The organism is Zobellella denitrificans (genome assembly GCF_002407485.1).
GTDB classification, from domain to species: Bacteria; Pseudomonadota; Gammaproteobacteria; order Enterobacterales; family Aeromonadaceae; genus Oceanimonas; species Oceanimonas denitrificans.
Genome location: NZ_CP012621.1, coordinates 723084 through 740416, shown reverse-complemented (window position 1 = coordinate 740416; position 17333 = coordinate 723084). Strand labels below are relative to the sequence as shown.

General features: G+C 64.9%; 21 protein-coding genes and 1 pseudogene. 12 read left to right on the top strand and 10 right to left on the bottom strand.

The window, feature by feature from the left end:
* Position 1 precedes the first annotated feature (1 nt).
* Complete coding sequence (locus tag AN401_RS03525; protein ID WP_094040257.1) at positions 2 to 295, bottom strand: co-chaperone GroES; 294 nt, start codon at positions 293 to 295, stop codon at positions 2 to 4.
* 197 nt (positions 296 to 492) lie between these two features.
* Between AN401_RS03525 and AN401_RS03520 the strand changes: the two genes are divergently transcribed.
* Positions 493 to 1857, top strand: coding sequence for an MATE family efflux transporter (locus AN401_RS03520; protein WP_269769025.1), 1365 nt, complete (start codon positions 493 to 495; stop codon positions 1855 to 1857).
* Between the two features lie 50 nt (positions 1858 to 1907).
* Here AN401_RS03520 and AN401_RS03515 read toward each other — a convergent pair whose 3' ends face one another.
* The gene (locus AN401_RS03515; RefSeq protein ID WP_232513378.1) at positions 1908 to 2396 is read right to left on the bottom strand and encodes an FxsA family protein; all 489 of its coding nucleotides are present in this window, start codon (positions 2394 to 2396) and stop codon (positions 1908 to 1910) included.
* 235 nt (positions 2397 to 2631) lie between these two features.
* Between AN401_RS03515 and AN401_RS03510 the strand changes: the two genes are divergently transcribed.
* A complete protein-coding gene (locus AN401_RS03510) occupies positions 2632 to 3087 on the top strand; it encodes a protein-disulfide reductase DsbD domain-containing protein (protein WP_096778554.1) in 456 nt (151 codons plus the stop codon).
* Positions 3088 to 3092: 5 nt separating this feature from the next.
* Positions 3093 to 3392, top strand: a complete 300-nt coding sequence (locus AN401_RS03505) for a GIY-YIG nuclease family protein (protein ID WP_096780292.1) — start codon at positions 3093 to 3095, stop codon at positions 3390 to 3392.
* Positions 3393 to 3424: 32 nt separating this feature from the next.
* Here AN401_RS03505 and fkpA read toward each other — a convergent pair whose 3' ends face one another.
* Positions 3425 to 4213 carry an FKBP-type peptidyl-prolyl cis-trans isomerase gene (fkpA, locus tag AN401_RS03500; RefSeq protein WP_096778553.1) on the bottom strand — a complete coding sequence of 263 codons (789 nt, stop codon included), beginning with the start codon at positions 4211 to 4213 and terminating at the stop codon, positions 3425 to 3427.
* A gap of 107 nt (positions 4214 to 4320) precedes the next feature.
* On the opposite strand from fkpA, the gene AN401_RS03495 reads away from it, so the two are divergent.
* Both AN401_RS03495 and AN401_RS03490 read left to right on the top strand, forming a co-directional pair.
* Entirely contained in the window at positions 4321 to 5307 is a 987-nt protein-coding gene (locus tag AN401_RS03495) for a WD40 repeat domain-containing protein (RefSeq protein ID WP_232513377.1), read from the top strand.
* Positions 5307 to 5522 (top strand): SlyX family protein, encoded by a 216-nt coding sequence (locus tag AN401_RS03490; protein ID WP_094039932.1) that lies wholly within the window; start codon positions 5307 to 5309, stop codon positions 5520 to 5522. Before AN401_RS03495 ends, AN401_RS03490 begins: the two co-directional genes overlap by 1 nt.
* Positions 5523 to 5585: 63 nt before the next feature.
* On the opposite strand, the gene slyD is transcribed toward AN401_RS03490, so the two are convergent.
* Entirely contained in the window at positions 5586 to 6101 is a 516-nt protein-coding gene (gene slyD / locus AN401_RS03485) for a peptidylprolyl isomerase (protein ID WP_094039931.1), read from the bottom strand.
* A gap of 239 nt (positions 6102 to 6340) precedes the next feature.
* Positions 6341 to 6541: a YheV family putative zinc ribbon protein gene (locus tag AN401_RS03480; RefSeq protein WP_094039930.1), complete on the bottom strand. Its 201-nt coding sequence runs from the start codon at positions 6539 to 6541 to the stop codon at positions 6341 to 6343.
* A gap of 59 nt (positions 6542 to 6600) precedes the next feature.
* Here AN401_RS03480 and AN401_RS03475 point away from each other — a divergent pair, with 59 nt between their 5' ends.
* Genes AN401_RS03475 through AN401_RS03460 form a run of 4 tightly spaced genes read left to right on the top strand, consistent with a single transcriptional unit; the run spans position 6601 to position 10494 of the window.
* Positions 6601 to 7290, top strand: coding sequence for a hypothetical protein (locus AN401_RS03475; protein ID WP_096778552.1), 690 nt, complete (start codon positions 6601 to 6603; stop codon positions 7288 to 7290).
* A 30-nt stretch (positions 7291 to 7320) separates the two neighbouring features.
* Positions 7321 to 9219: an ABC transporter ATP-binding protein gene (locus AN401_RS03470; RefSeq protein ID WP_094039928.1), complete on the top strand. Its 1899-nt coding sequence runs from the start codon at positions 7321 to 7323 to the stop codon at positions 9217 to 9219.
* Positions 9216 to 9641, top strand: a complete 426-nt coding sequence (locus AN401_RS03465; RefSeq protein ID WP_096778551.1) for a TIGR02444 family protein — start codon at positions 9216 to 9218, stop codon at positions 9639 to 9641. Before AN401_RS03470 ends, AN401_RS03465 begins: the two co-directional genes overlap by 4 nt.
* Before the next feature lie 10 nt (positions 9642 to 9651).
* A complete protein-coding gene (locus AN401_RS03460; protein WP_096778550.1) occupies positions 9652 to 10494 on the top strand; it encodes a 23S rRNA (adenine(2030)-N(6))-methyltransferase RlmJ in 843 nt (280 codons plus the stop codon).
* On the opposite strand, the gene AN401_RS03455 is transcribed toward AN401_RS03460, so the two are convergent.
* The 3 genes from AN401_RS03455 to AN401_RS03445 form a co-directional block, all read right to left on the bottom strand.
* Complete coding sequence (locus tag AN401_RS03455; protein ID WP_232513376.1) at positions 10491 to 11399, bottom strand: LysR substrate-binding domain-containing protein; 909 nt, start codon at positions 11397 to 11399, stop codon at positions 10491 to 10493. The genes AN401_RS03460 and AN401_RS03455 overlap by 4 nt on opposite strands.
* A gap of 11 nt (positions 11400 to 11410) precedes the next feature.
* The gene (locus tag AN401_RS03450) at positions 11411 to 12499 is read right to left on the bottom strand and encodes a 1-acyl-sn-glycerol-3-phosphate acyltransferase (RefSeq protein ID WP_232513375.1); all 1089 of its coding nucleotides are present in this window, start codon (positions 12497 to 12499) and stop codon (positions 11411 to 11413) included.
* Between the two features lie 102 nt (positions 12500 to 12601).
* Positions 12602 to 13195 carry a LysE family translocator gene (locus tag AN401_RS03445; RefSeq protein WP_094039923.1) on the bottom strand — a complete coding sequence of 198 codons (594 nt, stop codon included), beginning with the start codon at positions 13193 to 13195 and terminating at the stop codon, positions 12602 to 12604.
* Between the two features lie 143 nt (positions 13196 to 13338).
* Here AN401_RS03445 and AN401_RS03440 point away from each other — a divergent pair, with 143 nt between their 5' ends.
* Genes AN401_RS03440 through AN401_RS03430 form a run of 3 tightly spaced genes read left to right on the top strand, consistent with a single transcriptional unit; the run spans position 13339 to position 15468 of the window.
* Positions 13339 to 14319, top strand: coding sequence for a hydrolase (locus AN401_RS03440; protein WP_096778547.1), 981 nt, complete (start codon positions 13339 to 13341; stop codon positions 14317 to 14319).
* The gene (locus AN401_RS03435; RefSeq protein ID WP_094039921.1) at positions 14316 to 14540 is read left to right on the top strand and encodes a YheU family protein; all 225 of its coding nucleotides are present in this window, start codon (positions 14316 to 14318) and stop codon (positions 14538 to 14540) included. Before AN401_RS03440 ends, AN401_RS03435 begins: the two co-directional genes overlap by 4 nt.
* Before the next feature lie 58 nt (positions 14541 to 14598).
* Entirely contained in the window at positions 14599 to 15468 is an 870-nt protein-coding gene (locus AN401_RS03430) for a phosphoribulokinase (RefSeq protein WP_094039920.1), read from the top strand.
* Positions 15469 to 15674: 206 nt separating this feature from the next.
* Here the strand turns inward: AN401_RS03430 and AN401_RS20345 are convergent.
* Positions 15675 to 16674, bottom strand: a pseudogene (locus AN401_RS20345) (cytochrome-c peroxidase).
* 165 nt (positions 16675 to 16839) lie between these two features.
* The gene (locus AN401_RS03420; protein ID WP_096778546.1) at positions 16840 to 17244 is read right to left on the bottom strand and encodes an OsmC family protein; all 405 of its coding nucleotides are present in this window, start codon (positions 17242 to 17244) and stop codon (positions 16840 to 16842) included.
* Positions 17245 to 17333 lie beyond the last annotated feature (89 nt).

Genomic DNA, 17333 nt, shown 5'->3' with positions numbered 1-17333 from the left:
ATTATTCTTCGACGATAGCCAGAATGTCGTTTTCGGACAGGATCAGGACTTCCTGGCCATCCAGCTTCTCGGTTTTCACACCAAAACCTTCGTTGAAGATCACCTTGTCACCGACCTTGACGGACATGGCCTTCACTTCACCGTTGTCCAGTACGCGGCCATTACCAACAGCCAGGACTTCGCCACGAGTGGATTTCTCGGCGGCAGAGCCGGTCAGAACAATACCGCCGGCAGATTTTGACTCGGCTTCAATACGTTTGATAATGACGCGATCGTGCAATGGACGAATGTTCATCGATAACTCTCCCAATGAGTGTTGTTACCTTGTGAGATAAACGGCCGATGGCCGCAAACTGTTCCGTTGACCTTCTATATGGGAGCGGTTTTTCGGCCTTCAAGGGCAAAGCACAAAAATTTTTTAAAGAAAGCGCCCGGGCGTTATCATGACCACCGCTGCCGGCGGCGCCGGCTCCCCAGATCAAGAGATGCTCAGTGGCAAGACACAATTCCCTGCTCACCGCGCCCATCGGCCCGCAACTGGTCAGGATGACGGGGCCCATGGCGCTCGGCATCGTCGCCATCCAGGCCTTCAACCTGGTGGACACCTTCTTTATCGGCCTGCTGGGCACCGACGCCCTGGCGGCGGTGAGCTTCACCTTTCCGGTGACCTTTATGGTGATCTCCCTGGCCATGGGGCTGGGTGCCGGCCTGTCGGCCAGCCTGGGCCAGGCCCTCGGCGCCGGCAACCAGGGCCTGGCCGCCCAGTTCACCAGCCACGGCCTGCTGCTGGCCCTGCTGCTGGTCAGCCTGCTGGCGATCCTGGGCGCCGCCACCATCACCCCCCTGTTCCGCTGGCTGGGTGCCGGTGACGAGCTGCTGCCGCTGATCCGCGACTACATGCAGATCTGGTACCTGACGGTGCCCCTGCTGGTGCTGCCCATGGTCGGCAACGCCGCCATCCGCGCCACCGGCGATACCCACACCCCCAGCCTGGTGATGACGGTGGCCGGCCTGGTCAACGGCCTGCTCGATCCCCTGCTGATCTTCGGCCTGGGCCCCTTCCCGGAGCTGGGCATCCGGGGAGCCGCCATCGCCTCGGCCTGCTCCTGGCTGATGGCCATGGTAGTGGGGCTTTACCTGCTGCGCCGGCGCGAGCGGCTGCTGGTGTGGCCCCTGACCGCCCTGCGCCAGTTGCCCGGCCACTGGCGCCAGTTGCTGCACGTGGCCATTCCCGCCTCCTTTACCAACATGCTCAATCCCGTCGCCACCGCCCTGCTGCTCACCTTGCTGGCGGGGCTGGGGACCGAGGTGGTGGCCGCCTATGGTGCAGCCTCCCGCATCGAAGCCCTGGTGATGATAGTGATGATGGCGCTGAGCTCGGTGCTGGCGCCCTTTATCTCCCAGAACACCGGCGCCGGCCTGCACGAGCGCAGCCGCCAGGCCCTGCTGCTGGCGATGCGCTTCGCGGTGGGGTTTCAATTGCTGGTGTTCGGTGCCTTGTGGCTGCTGGCGCCGCTGGTGGCCCGGCTGTTCACCGACAGCCCCGAGGTCGCCCGGCACCTGGAGTTCTACCTGCGGCTGGTGCCGTTGGGCTACGGGTTGCAGGGCTGCTTCATGCTGCTGGCCTCGGCCCTGAACGGCCTGCGGGTCTCCGGCATTTCCCTGCTGCTGAACGGCATCCGCCTGTTCGGGCTGCTGCTGCCCCTGGCCTGGCTGGGGGCGGGCTGGGCCGGGGAAGCGGGGCTGTTTGCCGGCATACTGCTGGCCAACATCCTGGCCGGACTGCTGGCCTGCCTGTTCGCCTGGCAGCGCTTCCCCTGGCGGATCAACCATCCGTTGGCAGAGAAGAGCGCCTAGCGGGAAGCGGGAGGCTGACGGAGACGGCCAGGCGGTCGCCGGCGGGAGGGCTACTTGTTGTCGTCCTTGCGCTCGTATTCACCGTCGAAGGTGCTGCCGGGGCTGTGGTCCCGCAGCCGCTCCTCGGGCCGGCGGACCTCGCTGTGATAGTAATACTCGGCACTGAAGGTGTGACCCTTGTGGCCGCGCACATGGGCCCGGCTCAGGAAGCGCTCCGCCAGGGCCACCCTGACCGGGGGCAACAGCAGCAGCAGGCCGGCCAGATCCGACACGAAGCCCGGCAGCAGCAGCAGCACGCCGCTCAGCGCCAGCATCATGCCCGACACCATCTCCCGCGCCGGCGGCTCGCCCCGGTTGATCTTGTGCTGGGCCTCCATCAGGGTCTGAATGCCCTGAATGCGGACCAGGCTGATGCCGACCACGGCGGTGAGCACGATCAGTGCCAGGGTGCTCCAGGCGCCGATGGCCGAGCCCACCTCGATAAATACGAAAATCTCCAGCAAGATGGCGCCGACCAATAGCAAGAATACTTTACCCACTGTTACCTCTGCTCGCGCCGTTTGGGCGTTGTTACGGGTCAAACCTAGCATATGGGGACGACGATGCCCGTTTTCAAACGTCCCGCAGCGGTGACCTTACCCCAGCAGGGCGTTATAGTGAAAGCCTCGGACCCGGCCCCGACCGCCGATTTATGACCCAGGTCAAGCGGCCGGGGGCAGTTCCGGCTATGATGGCCCCGACGGGCCGGCTCCGGCCCCTTCAACAAGGAACACCATGTTGCTGCGTATCCCTGCACTGCTGCTGGCCTTTGCCCTGCCCCTGGCGCCGGCCCAGGCCGGCCTGCTCGAACGGCTGGGCCTGACCAAAGCCGCCCCCGCCGCGCCCTCCTTCCTGCCGGTGGAGCAGGCCTTTGTCGTCCGCCACCGGCAGGGGGACGGGCGGCTGACGCTGACGGTGGACATCGCGTCCGGCTACTACCTCTACCGCCACAGCCTGGCGCTGTCGGCGGAGCAGGCCGAGCTCGGCGACTGGACCCTGCCCGAGGGCAGGCCGCACCAGGACGAGTATTTCGGTCAGAGCCAGGTCTACCACCAGGAGTTGCAGTTGCAGGTGCCGCTGCGCGCGACGGCCGACGGCGGCCGGGTCGAGTTCCGCTACCAGGGCTGCACCACCGGCCTCTGCTATCCCCCCCAGGTGCTGAGCATCCACCTGGCTCCTAACGGAGACTAATGGGCATGAACGACACCGACACGGCCGAGGCCCATGGCTGGTTTGTCTACCTGCTGCGTTGCCGGGATCACAGCCTCTATGCGGGCATCAGCCTGGATCCCGAGCGCCGCTGCCGGGAACACAATCAGCGGCAGAGCCTGGCCTCCCGTTATGTCTGGGCCCGCCGGCCGGCCACCCTGGCCTGGCAGCAGGAAGTGGCCGACAAGTCCACGGCGCTGAAGCTGGAATACCGGCTCAAGCAGCTGACCAGAAAACAAAAAGAGCAACTGCTGCAAGACCCGGAGGACTGGCGGCAGTTGCTCTGATTTAGAGAAGGGCGCCGAGTGGCGCCCTCTGTTTATTCCTGGGTCTCGGGCTGTTCGGATTGCTCCGGCTGCTCGGCTCGCTCGATATCCAGCAGCTCGACTTCGAAGATCAGCACGGCGTTGCCGGGGATGGTGCCGGCGCCGGATTCACCGTAGGCCAGATCGGCCGGGATGTACAGCTTGTACTTGGAGCCCACCGGCATCAGCTGCACGCCCTCGGTCCAGCCCGGGATCACCTGGTTGAGCGGGAAGCTGGCCGGCTCGCCCCGGTCGATGGAACTGTCGAACTGGGTGCCGTCCACCAGGGTGCCCACATAGTGCACCGTGACCACGTCTTCCGCCGCCGGCTTGTCGCCGTCGCCTTCGCTCAGCACTTCGTACTGCAGGCCGGACTCGGTAACCTGCACCCCTTCACGCTTGGCGTTTTCTTCCAGGAAGCGCTTGCCCTCTTCCAGGGTGGCCGCCGCCTGCTCCTTGGCCTGGGTCTCGATCAGCTCGTTGATGTGCTCGTCGTAGGCCATCAGGGCACCCTGGATTTCCTCGTCGGTCATCCGTCCCTGATCGTTGAAGCCGTCACGTACCCCCTGCAGTATGACGTCGTTGTCAAGGCTGACGCCCAGCTCCTGCTGTTTCTCCAGGGTGGAGCCGATATAGCGCCCCATCGACAGGCCGATGGCGTAGGCGGACTTGTCCTCGAAACTGGTCAGGGCCGCGGCCGACTCGCCGGCCGGTGCGGGCGCCGTCGCCTGCTCTTCCTTGCACCCACTCAAACCCACCATGACGGCGGAAGCCAGCAGGCTGACTTGCAACAGTTTTTTCATTATTCACTCCAGAACAGGGGAAAAACCCCATGGAAAATGAGATGCTTATAACTCGGAACCTATACTAACGTTTCAACTTGCCGATGCGAAAGCCCAAGCCGACAAAAATGCCAATGCGCTGGCTGACGACAGCGCTGTACGTCACATTTCTGCTGCTGACCGGCTGTGACGGGGCGGACAGGCCCCTGCAGCAGAGCCGTTATGCCGAGGGCACGGTGCTGGCGGCGGAAACCAGCGCCGATGGCCGCTTCACCCTGATCTCCACCGGTTCCGGCCCGGTGCAGGTGTGGCAGCGGGGCGATGCGGAGCCGCTCTACCACTGGTATCAGGGCGCATCCACTCAGGATATCGTACTGCTCGCCATTTCGCCCGACGGCCGTACCGCCGCCACCGCCACCAACGACACGGTCGCGCTCTGGTCGCTGGAGCAGGGCCGCAACCTGGGCTTCTACCAACTCGACCATACCCTGCGCAGCCTGGCCCTGGCCGACGGCGGCCTGAGCCTGCTGCTCGGCTACCAGGGCGGCGAGGTGGAATACGTCGACCTGCGCAGCGGCCGCCGGCTACGGTTTATGGGCCACCAGGACAGGATCAACGCGGTGGACCTTTCCGCCAACGGTCGCTATGCCCTGAGCGCCAGCCACGACGGCCAGGTGATCCTGTGGCAGACCACCGATGCGGCCATCGTCGCCCGCTGGCAGCACCCCCACAGCGTCAGCCTGGCCCGCCTCGATGCCAAGGGCGGCTACGCCTTCAGCGCCGATGCCCAGGGTGGCGGAGAGATCCATCGCCTGCCCGGCGGGGAATTGCAGGCCAGGCTGCAGGTTCCCCACCGGGGCCAGACCTTCGTCAGCGCCCGCCTGGATCCGGCCAATAACCGCCTGGTCACCGGCGGCACCGCCCGCCGCCTGGCGCTGTGGCAACTGGACGACGGTCTCCTGCTGCAGAGCTGGCAGGTCGGGCTGCACACCCGGCTCCGGCCGGCCAGCGCCATGGTCTACGGGGTGGCCTTCGGCGATCAGGGGCATATCTACAGCATCAGCTCCGCCGGCCTGGGAGAAACCTGGGCCCTCAGTACAGAGAGAACAAGGTAATGAACGAAGAGTACCTCCACCGCCTGGAACAGCTGGAAACCCGGCTGGCCTTCCAGGATGACACCATCGATCAGCTCAATCAGGAAATCACCGCCCAGGGCGCGGAAATCGCCCGGCTCAAAACCCAGCTCGGCCTGCTGGTGAAGAAGTTCAAGGAGCTGCAGCCCAGCCAGATCGCCAGCCAGGCGGAAGAAACCCCGCCGCCCCATTACTGATATGAGGGGTGAGGGCAACAAAAAAGGCGCCGCAGCGCCTTTTTTGTGGTTGCCGAAACCGGCTCAGTGGTGGTGGCCGCAGCAGCCGCCGTCATGATCGTGATGATGATGATCGTGGTCGCCATGCACATGGCCGTGGGCCAGCTCTTCCTCGGTGGCGGCGCGGACTTCGCGCACCACGCCCTTGAAGCTCAGGGTCATGCCCGCCAGCGGGTGGTTGCCGTCCACCTTCACGTATTCTTCCGCCACTTCGATGATGGTCACCGGGCGATGTCCCTCGTCGGTCTCGGCCACGAAGGTATCACCCTCGGACACCTCCATGCCGTCGAACAGCTCGCCGGGCACCGACTGCACCAGGGTCTCGTCGTATTCGCCATAGGCCTGCTCCGGGCTCAGGGTCACCTCGAAATCCTCGCCCACCACCTTGTCGGCCAGTTCCGCTTCCAGGCCGGCCACCAGGTAACCGGTGCCGTGCAGGTATTGCAGCGGCTGCTTGCCTTCGGTGGAATCGAGGATGTCGCCGTCGGCATTGATGACGGTAAAGTCCAGCGTCACCACAGTGTTTTGGGATACTTTCATGGGAATGGCCCTGCTCGTGAATGTGGCCATAGCATACCTGATGGTCAAAGCGGAGGAAATGCGGCGCGGGCAGAATAAAAGATGGCCCCGAAGGGCCATGGGTTGGCAGAAATCAAGATGGCACAGGGAATAAAAACACTTGCTCTGCCGATACCAGTCTAGCCCAGAGGGGGTAAGGCTGGGAAGAGCAGCGTCAAACGACTGCGCAAAGTACGCACAGCTCACATGGTTTTGTCGCCTTATTCCGGCTTGAACACCCCGATCAGCTCACCATTGCCGGCCGCCTCCACCTCTTTGCCGGCCTGGCTCTGGTGATGACCGCAGCGAACGCACTCGACTTTCTCGACACCGTGCTCCATATACAGCATCATGGTGTCCATCGACTGACACTGGGGGCAGACGGCACCGGCGATAAAACGCTTCTTGCGACGGGTTTCCACGGCTGAACTCCTCGTTACCACTCTGCCCCGGATTCTCCGCCAAAATCGAACCGACTACAATGACCACCGCTGCCTATTACAGTATTCACCACCAGTTGCTCCCTCATCCTCACCTGCTGCCGGGCAAGCGCCAGCGCCACCTCAAGGGCCGCTTGCTGCTGGTGCACCAGGGCAGCGGCCTTGTCCAGTTGGGCCGCCATCATTACCCCCTGGCGGCCGGCGAGGCCGCTTTCCTCGCCGCCGACACCCTGTTCGCCTGGCACGGCTTCGCCGGTACCCGCCTGAGCCAGGTGGATCTTTCCCTGCGCCTGGCCCAGCCTGAAGGCAGCGGCCGGATCACCCCTTCCCCCCTGCTCGCGGCCCTGGCCGACAAGCTGGCCGGCTGGCAGGGCGAGCGGGACTGGCAGGGCGCCCAGGGCCGGCTGTGCCGGGCCCTGTACGACGAACTGCTGCCCCACGCCCTCTTGCCCTTCGAGGCCCAGCCGCCCCTGTACCGCAAGCTGACCGAGGATCCGGCCGGTTTCACCCTGACCGAGGAAGAGCAGGACGCCTTTCGCCGGCGTTTCGGCTGCGACGCCGACAGCTGGCGCCGCCAGGCCACCCTGCTGTTCATCCTGCGGGAACTGCCCAAGAGCGCGGACTGGGAAGGCCTGCTGGCCCGCCACGGCTTTGCCTCCCTGCCCCAGTTCGAGCAGGATTGCCGCCATTGGCTGGGCGCCCCCTGTCATCCGGGGAGCAAAACCGGCTAAAATACGCTTTTTGTCGGATGCCGGGCCCTTATGATCACCCTCAGCCAGATTGAATTGCTCCGGGGCGGCCGCCCCCTGTTGAAAGATGCCAGCGCCACCATCCACGGCGGCCAGAAGGTCGGCCTGGTGGGCAAGAACGGCTGCGGCAAGTCCACCCTGTTCGCCCTGCTCAAGGGCGAACTCGGCATCGACAGCGGCCAGTTTGCCCTGCCCGCCGACTGGCAGCTGGCCAGCGTGGCCCAGGAAACCCCGGCGCTGGACTGCTCGGCGCTCGACTACGTGATCGACGGCGACCGGGAATACCGCCGCCTGTGCCGGGAGCTGGAGCAGGCCGAGGCCCGCCACGACGGCATCGCCATCGCCGAGCTGCACGGCAAACTCGACACCCACGGCGGCTACCATATCCACGCCCGCGCCGCCGGCCTGCTGCATGGCCTGGGCTTTGACAACGCCGCCCAGTCCCGCCCGGTGAGCGCCTTTTCCGGCGGCTGGCGCATGCGCCTCAACCTGGCCCAGGCGCTGATCTGCCGCTCCGACCTGCTGCTGCTGGACGAGCCCACCAACCACCTGGACCTGGACGCGGTGATCTGGCTGGAGCGCTGGCTGAAAAGCTACCCCGGCACCCTGATCCTGATCTCCCACGACCGGGACTTCCTCGATGCCGTGGTCGGCCGCATCATCCATATCGAGAACAGCCGGCTCAACGAATACACCGGCAACTACTCGGACTTCGAGCGCATGCGCGCCGAGCAGCTGGCATTGCAGCAGTCCATGTTTGAAAAGCAGCAGCGCGCGCTCAGCCACATGCAGAGCTACGTGGATCGCTTCCGCTACAAGGCGAGCAAGGCCAAGCAGGCCCAGAGCCGGCTCAAGGCCATGGAGCGGATGGAGCGCATCCTGCCCGCCCACGTGGACTCGCCGTTCAGCTTCCACTTCCGCCCGCCGGCCAGCCTGCCGGTGCCGCTGATCGCCATGGAAAAGCTGGCTGCCGGCTACGGTGGCCAGGCGGTGCTGTCGGAGATCAAGCTCAACCTGGTGCCCGGCTCGCGCATCGGCCTGCTGGGGCGCAACGGCGCCGGCAAGTCCACCTTTATCAAACTGCTGGCGGGCGAGCTGACGCCGCTCTCGGGCAAGCTGGAGGCGAGCCGGGGCGTGGCGCTCGGCTACTTTGCCCAGCATCAGCTGGAGAGCCTGCACCCGGAGGAGTCGCCGCTGACCCACCTGGCCCGGCTCGATCCCAAGGCCAGCGAGCAGAGCCTGCGCGACTACCTGGGCGGCTTCGACTTTCGCGGCGACAAGGTGAAGGAGCCGGTCGGTCCCTTCTCCGGCGGCGAAAAAGCCCGGCTGGTGCTGGCGCTCATCGTCTACCAGAAACCCAACCTGCTGCTGCTGGACGAGCCCACCAACCACCTGGATCTGGACATGCGCGAGGCGCTCACCCTGGCACTGCAGGAATTCGAGGGCGCCATGGTGATCGTCTCCCACGACCGCCATCTGCTGCGCGCCACCACCGATGAATTCTACCTGGTGGACGGCGGCCGGGTGCAGCCCTTCGACGGCGATCTGGACGACTACCACCAGTGGCTGGTGGAGCAGGACAAGGCCGAGCAGCCGGAGCAGCCGGCCCCGGCCGGCGACAACTCCGCCCAGGGGCGCAAGGCGGAAAAACGCCGTCAGGCCGAGCTGCGCCAGCAGACCCAGCCCCTGCGCAAGGCCATCGCCAAACTGGAAAGCCAGATGGAGCGCTGCCAGCAGCAGCTGGCCGACCTCGAGCGGCAACTGGCGGAGCCGGACATTTACCAGGCCGAGCACAAAGCCCGGCTGCAGCAACTGCTGAAGGAGCAAAGTCCCCTGCAGCAACAACTGGCCGAGGCCGAGGCCGAATGGCTGGCGCTGCAGGAGCAGTTGGAAGAGCTGGAGCAGTCATGATCGGCCCCGACGAGTTCTGGCAGTTCGGCGAGCAGCACTACGCCCGCCCCGGGGTGGCCGCCGCCTGTCTGCAGTTGCAGGACGAACACGGCGCCAACGTCAATCTGCTGTTGCTGCTGTTGCTGCTGGAAGAGCAGGGGCTGGCCACGGATCCGGCCCTGTTCCTGCCGGTGCTCGAGGCCCGCCGGGGCCTGTTCGGCCAGTGGCGGCAACTGCGCCGACGGCTGAAGGAACAGCTCGACGAGGACGATTACGGCCAGTTGCTGCAACACGAGCTGGAGCTGGAGCGCTGGCAGCAGCAGGAGCTGCTCGCCGTGCTGGAGCGGCACCCGCCCGCGCCCGGCAGCGGCGCCCTTCTCGACTACCTTACCCGGCTGCAGGTGGCCGACGCCCCCCTGTGGCAACTGAAACTCGCAGGCTAGGACCCATTTCATGCTGAGCTATCGCCATGCCTTTCACGCCGGCAACCATGCCGACGTGCTCAAACACGCCGTTCAGTCCCTGATCCTCGAGGCCCTGTGCGCCAAGGACAAGGGCTTTTGCTATATCGACACCCACGCCGGCGCCGGCGGCTACACGCTCGGCCACGAATGGACCCAGAAAAAGGCGGAATACCTGGGCGGCATCGCCCCCCTGTGGCAGCAGCGGGAGCAATGGCCTGAGCTGGCCGGTTACTTCGCCGCCATCCGGGCCATGAACCAGGACGACCGGCTCGACCACTACCCGGGTTCGCCCCTGGTGGCGGCGCACTTCCAGCGTCCCCAGGACCGGCTGGTGCTGATGGAGCTGCACAACAACGAGGTGGACAACCTGCGCCACAACCTGGGCGGCGAAGGGGTGGCCATCCACCACCGGGACGGATTCGAGGGCCTGGTCGGCCTGCTGCCGCCCACGCCCAAGCGCGGCCTGGTGCTGATCGACCCGCCCTACGAGCTGAAGGAAGACTACCGGCGGGTGGCCGACACCCTGAAAAAGGCCCACCAACGCTGGCCCATCGGCATCTACGCCATCTGGTACCCGCTGCTGGCGAAAGCCGTGGATCGCAGTGCCGGCCTCAAGCAGGCCCTGGCCCGCTGCGGCTTCGAGCGGATGCTGTGCGCCGAGCTCAGCGTCGGCCCCCAGGCCGAGGACTTCGGCATGCACGGCTCCGGCATGGTGGTGCTCAACCCGCCCTGGAAACTGGACGAGCAACTGGCCGGGCTATTGCCCCGCCTGGCACAGGCCCTGGGCCAGGACGGACAGGGGGGCTGGAAGCTGGAAGCGACTGAAAGCTAGAAGCGGGAGGCTGGAGGCTTCAAGCTTCCCGCTTCCCGGTGCAGCCAGTCGCAGAACAGGCGGATTTCCGTCAGGCGGGGCGAGTCGGGTCGCCACACCAGGTAGTACTGGTGCAGGGGCTTGAGCTCAGGGGCGAAGGGGCGGCACAGCCTGCCGTCGCGCAGCAGATCCGCCACCAGCACCGAACGGCTCAAGGTCACCCCCTGCCCCGCCAGCACCATGTCCAGCGCCAGGCTGCCGTCGTCCACCGTCATTTGCCGGCAGCGGGCGAGCAGTTCGGGCCGGCCGGCCAGCGCCAGCCAGTTGGCCCAGCTCACCCCGGCATATTCCGGCGCCGTCACCAGGGGCACGCCCGCCAGCTCCTCCAGGGAACCGAGCCGTCCGGCCAGGGCCGGGCTGCACACCGGAAAGGCAGTGTCCGCCATCAGCAGCTCGCAGGCGAGATCCGGGTACTGGCCCCGACCATAGCGGATGGCCAGATCGACCTGGCCGCCGGAAAAGTCGGCCAGCTGCTGGCTCGGCTGCAGGCGGATCTCGATATCGGGGTGGGCTTCGGCGAAGCGCCATAGCCTGGGCATCAGCCAGCGCGCCGCCAGGGACGGCAGCACGCTGATGGCCAGGGGCCCGGCGGTGGACGGCGCCAGTTGCTCCAGGCCCTGCCGCAGCAGGGCGAGGCCCTGCTCGACAAAGGGCAGCAAGGCCTCGCCCTGTTCGGTGAGCCGCATGCTGGCCCCCCGGCGGCGGAACAACCGGCAGCCGAGGGACTGCTCCAGGTTGCGGATCTGCTGGCTGACCGCGGCCTGGGTGACGCACAGCTCCGCCGCCGCCGCCGAATAGCTCTGGTGGCGGGCGGCCACCGCGAACACCCGCAGGCCACTCAGCCGGCTAGCCGTCAGTCGCCGCACGCCGCTCTCCTTCAGACTTCCTTGTTGAGCACCGGCCGGGCGTACATGGACAGTACCCGCTCGCGCAGTTCGCCGGGGATCTGGGCCATATGGCGTTCGAACACCTCGGCCGCCGCCGGATCCACCTGGGCGGTCTGGCCCGCCGCCAGCAGGTTGCTGGGAAAGAGGTGGTAGTTGCCGTGGATTTCCTTGTCGATGGCCGCCGCCAGTTCGTCGGCGTTGTCGAAGTCGCCGTGCACCGGCTGGCCGAAGGTCACGTGCACCCGCCCCTTCTGGCCGACGATGCCCTGCACTATGCTCTGGATATCCTCGAACTCGCTCTTCTCGTAGGCGCCATGGGTGGCCTTGGCGTGCAGCTCCCGGGCCTTGGCCAGGTCGCCGGGATCATACTCGTAGGAAATGGACACCGGCACCAGGTTCAGGCTGCGGATATAGTCCGCAAAGGGGATCTGGCGTTTCTTGCCATCCATATAGAACATCTTGAGGATGGCCGGATCCGTCTTGTCGTCGCCGTCCTTGGCCCGCCCTTCCTTCTGGGCGATCCAGATGGAATGCCCCTCATCGATGGAGTGGCGCAGGTAGGCGGACAGTTCGCCAAACGCCTTCATCATCTCCCGTGGCCCCTTGGCCGAGCGCTTGACGATAAAGCTCTTGTTCAGCTTCATCAGTTCGGTGGCACAGGGCTTGCGCAACAGGTTGTCGCCGATGGCGATGCGCACCGTGTCCAGGCCGTGGCTGTGCAGGCCCCAGTTGACGAAGGCCGGATCCAGGGCGATGTCCCTGTGGTTGGAGATGAACAGGTAGCCCACCCCGGGCTTGATGTTCTCCAGGCCGGAGTAGGTCACGCCGGAGGTGGTGCGCGCTATCATCTTTTCCATGTAGGTCGCCACTTCCAGCTGCACCTGGCGGATGCTGTTCACCTTGCGCCAGCGCCAGCCCAGATAGAGGCGGATCAGGGCTCTGATGGCGGCTCCGCCCCAGCGGGACAGGCCGGAAAAGCGGTACTTGGCAATGGCGCCGATAAACTCGTCGTCGCGGATCAACCGCTGGATGGCCGCCGCTACCTCATCATCCTGGTAGGGGCGGATGTCTTTGAACATATCTGTGTCTGAAACCATGACAACCTTGGTCTAGGGGACAAAAAACGCCCAGATTCTACACCCTTTGCCGTCAAACTCGAACGATTAAGCGCAAAAACCGGATCAGCGCCAGATCATCAGCACGCTGGCGGCGGTGAGCAGCCCCATCACCAGGTTAAAACGCCGCCAGTCCCGGGCCGTATGCAGCCAGCGCCGCACATGGATGCCAAACAGGGCCCAGACATGGCCGGTCAGCACCCCGAAAAACAGGAATACCGCCAGCACCAGCACCGCTGACGGCCAGTACTGCTCCCCGGCCAGGGTGAAGCCGCTGATCGCCGAAATGGCCATCAGCCAGGACTTGGGGTTGAGAAACTGGAACAGGGCGCCCTGATGCCAGCGCATGCCCTGCCCGGCGTCGTTGTCGCCGGGGGGCGGTGCGCTGCCTATGCGCAGCGCCAGCCACAGCAGGTAGCCACTGCCGGCTATCTTCAGCGCCCATTGCAGCAGCGGCCACAGCATGAACAGCTGGCCCAGCCCCAGGGCGGTGAGCAGCATCAGGCTCTGCAGGCCGAGCATGATGCCCAGCAGCAGCTTCAGGGTAGGCCGGTAACCGAAGCGGGTACCGGAGCTGGTCAGCAGCATGTTGTTGGGGCCGGGGGTGCCGCAGGTGGCCAGGGCAAAACCGGCGACGGGGCCGAGCAGGGCGAGATCCATGGTGTCGAGACGGTATACAAACAAGAAGGATATTGTTTTACTCGATTTTGTGCGCAGCGCCCAGTATTTTATCTGTCTGTGGCCCGGCAGCGATGGACGCAGTCCCGGATTAGCCGGCCAACCCGGAGCAATAGCAGGAAATCATGATCCACCCCAGCCGATTCACCTCTCCCTGGTGGGCCGCCAACCCCCATGTGCAGACCATACTGGCCAAATACCTGCGTCGCGCCCGGATCCGCACCCGGCGCGAGCGGCTGGAGCTGCCGGACGGGGATTTCGTGGACCTGGCCTGGGCGCTGCCCCGGCAGGACGAGAGCCGCCCGCTGGTGGTGCTGTTCCACGGCCTGGAAGGCAACGCCGACTCCCACTACGCCAGGGGCATGATGGCCGCCCTGCAGCAGCGGGGCTGGCAGGCGGTCTTGATGCACTTTCGCGGCTGCAGCGGCGAACCCAACCGCCACCTGCAGGCCTATCACTCGGGGGCCATCGAGGATCCCCGCTATGTGCTCGAGCTGCTGCGCCGGCGTTACCCCGAGCGTCCCATGGCGGCCATCGGTTACTCCCTCGGCGGCAACATGCTGGTCAACTACCTGGCGGCCCAGCCGCGCAACCCGCTCTGCACAGCCGTGGTGATCTCCGCGCCCCTGCAGTTGTCGGCCTGCGCCGATCGCATCAACGGCGGCTTTTCCCGCTTCTACCAGCGTTACCTGCTGGGGCGGCTGAAGCACAACTGGCGTGAACGACTCAATCGCCATCCCCGCCACCAGTGGCAGGGCAACCTGGCGGCCATCCGCAGCCTGCGCGAGTTCGACGACAGGGTGACCGCCCCGGTGCACGGCTTTACCGATGCCGAGGATTATTACCGCCGCTGCTCCGGGCTGGACCGGCTGGCGTCCATCAGCACCCCCACCCTGCTCATCCATGCCGCCGACGATCCCTTTATGACGGAGGCGGTGATCCCCGACGCCAGCCACCTGCCGCCGGCGGTCACCTATGAACTGAGCCGCACCGGCGGCCATGTCGGTTTTATGCAGGGCCCGCCCTGGCGTCCCCGTTACTGGCTGGAGCAGCGGGTGCCCGACTGGCTGGACGGACACTGGCCACCCTATCAGGAGCAAGCATGATTATTCCCTTTACCGAGCTGGGCGAAGACACCCTCACCAACCTGATCGAACATTTCGTGCTGCAGGAAGGCACCGAATACGGCGACCGGGACATCTCGCTCGATGAAAAAGTTGCCCAGGTAAAACAGCAGCTTGAGCGTAGAGAAGCGGTCATCGTGTACAGCGAACTGCACGACAGCGTCAACATAGTGCCGGCGGCCCAGTTCCATCACAAGCCTTGACCTGGGGCCGGGCCCCTGCGTATAAACATTCACAGTTCATTCAATTTCAGGTTTTTTTATGTCCGCCAAGCACCCCATTATTGCGGTTACCGGCTCCTCGGGTGCCGGCACTTCCACCTCCACCGAGGTGTTCCAGTCCATGTTCGCCCAGCTCGGGGTCAAGGCCGCCATACTGGAAGGGGACAGCTTTCACCGCTATACCCGGCCGGAGATGGACGTGGCCATCCGCCGCGCCCGGGAGCAGGGCCGGCACATCAGTTATTTCGGCCCGGAGGCCAACGATTTCGAGCTGCTGGAGCAATTCTTCAAGGAATACGGCGACACCGGTACCGGCCAGTTCCGCCGCTACCTGCACACCTTCGACGAGGCCGTGCCCTTCAACCAGATGCCGGGCACCTTCACCCCCTGGCAGCAATTGCCGGAAGACACCAACCTGCTGTTCTACGAAGGCCTGCACGGCGGCGTGGTGACCGAAGAGCAGAACGTGGCCCAGCATGTGGACCTGCTGGTGGGCATGGTGCCCATCGTCAACCTGGAGTGGATCCAGAAGCTGATCCGCGACACCGCCGAACGCGGCCACTCCCGGGAAGCGGTGACCGACTCCATCGTCCGTTCGATGGAAGACTACATCAACTTCATCACCCCCCAGTTTTCCCGCACCCATATCAACTTCCAGCGGGTGCCGACGGTGGATACCTCCAACCCCTTCAGCGCCAAGATCATCCCCACCCTGGACGAGAGCATGATGGTGATCCGCTTTCGCGGCATCAAGAACGTCGACTTCCCCTACCTGCTGGCGATGATCGACGGCTCCTTCATGTCCCGGCGCAACACCATAGTGGTGCCCGGCGGCAAGATGGGCTTCGCCATGGAGCTTATTCTGCGGCCACTGATCGAACAACTGCTGGAAACCGGCAAGATCCGCTAAATGCAAACAGGCCCGGCGATGCCAGGCCTCAGACTGCTGACAAACCTTCAGGCTTACCTAAGCAGGCAACACCCATGCCCAAACAGGCGGACAAAGGGAACGGCTCCGCCGACCCTCCGCGCCAGGGAGGGCGCGGCGGAGCCTCCATGGATGGATTTACGGCGTGTCGGCGGAGTTGGCCCTTTGGTCGACTTATGCGGCCGCCCTTAACCGAAGGGTGCCGGCGCCGGGGTGTCGTTGGACGAGGGCGGCAGTATCGGCAGCTCGAAACGCGGCTGCTCGCCGGTGAGCGATTTCAGGAAGGCCACCAGCTGGCCGATTTCCTCATCGGAATAGACCCGCCCCAGTTGCAACCGGCCCATGATGTCCACCGCCTCTTCCAGGGTGGCGGCCTCGCCATCGTGGAAGTAGGGGTAAGTCAGCTCCACGTTGCGCAGCGTCGGCACCTTGAAGGCGAAGCGATCCGCATCCTTGCCGGTCACCGCCGCCCGGCCGATGGCATCGGCGGTAGACTGGTAGGGTTCCACCACGCCCATTTTCTGGAACGAGGTTCCCCCCCAGGTTGGGGCCGTTGTGGCAGGCCACGCAGCCGCTCTGCTTGAACAACTGGTAACCGGCCAGGGCCTGGCCGTTGAGGGCGCCATCGTCGCCCTGCAGCCACCGGTCGAAGGGCGAATGGGGCGTGACCAGGGTCTCCTCGAAGGCGGCAATGGCCTCGGTCACCATGTCGATGTCCAGCTCGCTCTTGCCAAATACCGCCTCGAACTCGGCCACATAGCCGGGGATGGACTGCAGTACCCCTATCGCCAGCTCATGGGTAAAGGCCATTTCGCCCGGGTTGGCGATGGGACCGCCGGCCTGCTCTTTCAGATCCGCGGCGCGCCCGTCCCAGAACTGGGCCAGGTTCAGGCTGGAATTGAGCACCGTTGGCGAGTTGATCGGCCCCTGCTGCCAGTTGTGGCCGATAGAGGTCTTGAGGTTGTCGGTACCGCCCATCGACAGGTTGTGGCAGGAATTGCAGGAAATAAAGCCGGACTTGGACAGCCGGGGATCGAAGAACAGTTTTTTGCCCAGCTCGACCTTGGCCGGCTCCGTTACCGCCACCGCCGGAATCGGTTGCACCGGCTCGTTACGAGGCGCAGCGCCCCAGGCTACCTGGCTGGTCAGGGCCAGCCCTACTGCTGCTGTGATTATGGTTGTTCTCATCCTGCTTCCCTCTCCTGCAATACAGCGGTTTACCTAGTTAAACAGCGTTATATGACTCCATTGCTCGCCGCCAACTTACTACTTTATAGGTATTCCGTTTGTTGATGTGGATCAGGGGACGGCACGAATCGGCGCAACGGGCCCGTTACAGGCCCACAACCACAGTCAGGCTGGGCGGATCTCGAAGGTAGAGGAAACTTCCACCGCCTTTTCCAGCATCTTCATCACCGAGCAGTACTTCTTCATGGACAGCTCCACCGCCCGGGCCACCTGCTTCTCGGGCAGCGCCTGGCCGGTCACCACGAAATGCAGCCGGATACGGGTAAAAACCCGGGGCGGATTTTCGGCCCTGTCCGCGTCCAGCTCCACCTCGCAACCGGTCACCTGCTGGCGCCCCTTCTCCAGGATGGACACCACGTCGATGGCACTGCAGCCACCGGCGCCCAGCAGCACCGCTTCCATCGGGCTCGGGCCCTGGCCCGGATTGGTGCCGTCCAGCACTATCCGGTGCCCGGACTCGGACAAACCTTCGAAACACATGCCTTCCAACCAGCGGACATTGGCTTTCATAACTGCTCCCCCACAAAAAAACCGCATCTTATCCTATCGGCCGGGTGCCGACGAGCCGGATAAAAGCCCCAAGGCTCTTGATGGAGGGT

Bases quoted from the DNA above. Each gene is read 5' to 3' on its own strand.
- AN401_RS03525 (WP_094040257.1), bottom strand. From the start codon at position 295: ATGAACATTCGTCCATTGCACGATCGCGTCATTATCAAACGTATTGAA.
- AN401_RS03510 (WP_096778554.1), top strand. From the start codon at position 2,632: ATGTTGCTGCGTATCCCTGCACTGCTGCTGGCCTTTGCCCTGCCCCTG.
- AN401_RS03505 (WP_096780292.1), top strand. From the start codon at position 3,093: ATGAACGACACCGACACGGCCGAGGCCCATGGCTGGTTTGTCTACCTG.
- fkpA (WP_096778553.1), bottom strand. From the start codon at position 4,213: ATGAAAAAACTGTTGCAAGTCAGCCTGCTGGCTTCCGCCGTCATGGTG.
- AN401_RS03495 (WP_232513377.1), top strand. From the start codon at position 4,321: ATGCCAATGCGCTGGCTGACGACAGCGCTGTACGTCACATTTCTGCTG.
- AN401_RS03490 (WP_094039932.1), top strand. From the start codon at position 5,307: ATGAACGAAGAGTACCTCCACCGCCTGGAACAGCTGGAAACCCGGCTG.
- slyD (WP_094039931.1), bottom strand. From the start codon at position 6,101: ATGAAAGTATCCCAAAACACTGTGGTGACGCTGGACTTTACCGTCATC.
- AN401_RS03475 (WP_096778552.1), top strand. From the start codon at position 6,601: ATGACCACCGCTGCCTATTACAGTATTCACCACCAGTTGCTCCCTCAT.
- AN401_RS03470 (WP_094039928.1), top strand. From the start codon at position 7,321: ATGATCACCCTCAGCCAGATTGAATTGCTCCGGGGCGGCCGCCCCCTG.
- AN401_RS03465 (WP_096778551.1), top strand. From the start codon at position 9,216: ATGATCGGCCCCGACGAGTTCTGGCAGTTCGGCGAGCAGCACTACGCC.
- AN401_RS03460 (WP_096778550.1), top strand. From the start codon at position 9,652: ATGCTGAGCTATCGCCATGCCTTTCACGCCGGCAACCATGCCGACGTG.
- AN401_RS03450 (WP_232513375.1), bottom strand. From the start codon at position 12,499: ATGTTCAAAGACATCCGCCCCTACCAGGATGATGAGGTAGCGGCGGCC.
- AN401_RS03445 (WP_094039923.1), bottom strand. From the start codon at position 13,195: ATGGATCTCGCCCTGCTCGGCCCCGTCGCCGGTTTTGCCCTGGCCACC.
- AN401_RS03440 (WP_096778547.1), top strand. From the start codon at position 13,339: ATGATCCACCCCAGCCGATTCACCTCTCCCTGGTGGGCCGCCAACCCC.
- AN401_RS03435 (WP_094039921.1), top strand. From the start codon at position 14,316: ATGATTATTCCCTTTACCGAGCTGGGCGAAGACACCCTCACCAACCTG.
- AN401_RS03430 (WP_094039920.1), top strand. From the start codon at position 14,599: ATGTCCGCCAAGCACCCCATTATTGCGGTTACCGGCTCCTCGGGTGCC.
- AN401_RS03420 (WP_096778546.1), bottom strand. From the start codon at position 17,244: ATGAAAGCCAATGTCCGCTGGTTGGAAGGCATGTGTTTCGAAGGTTTG.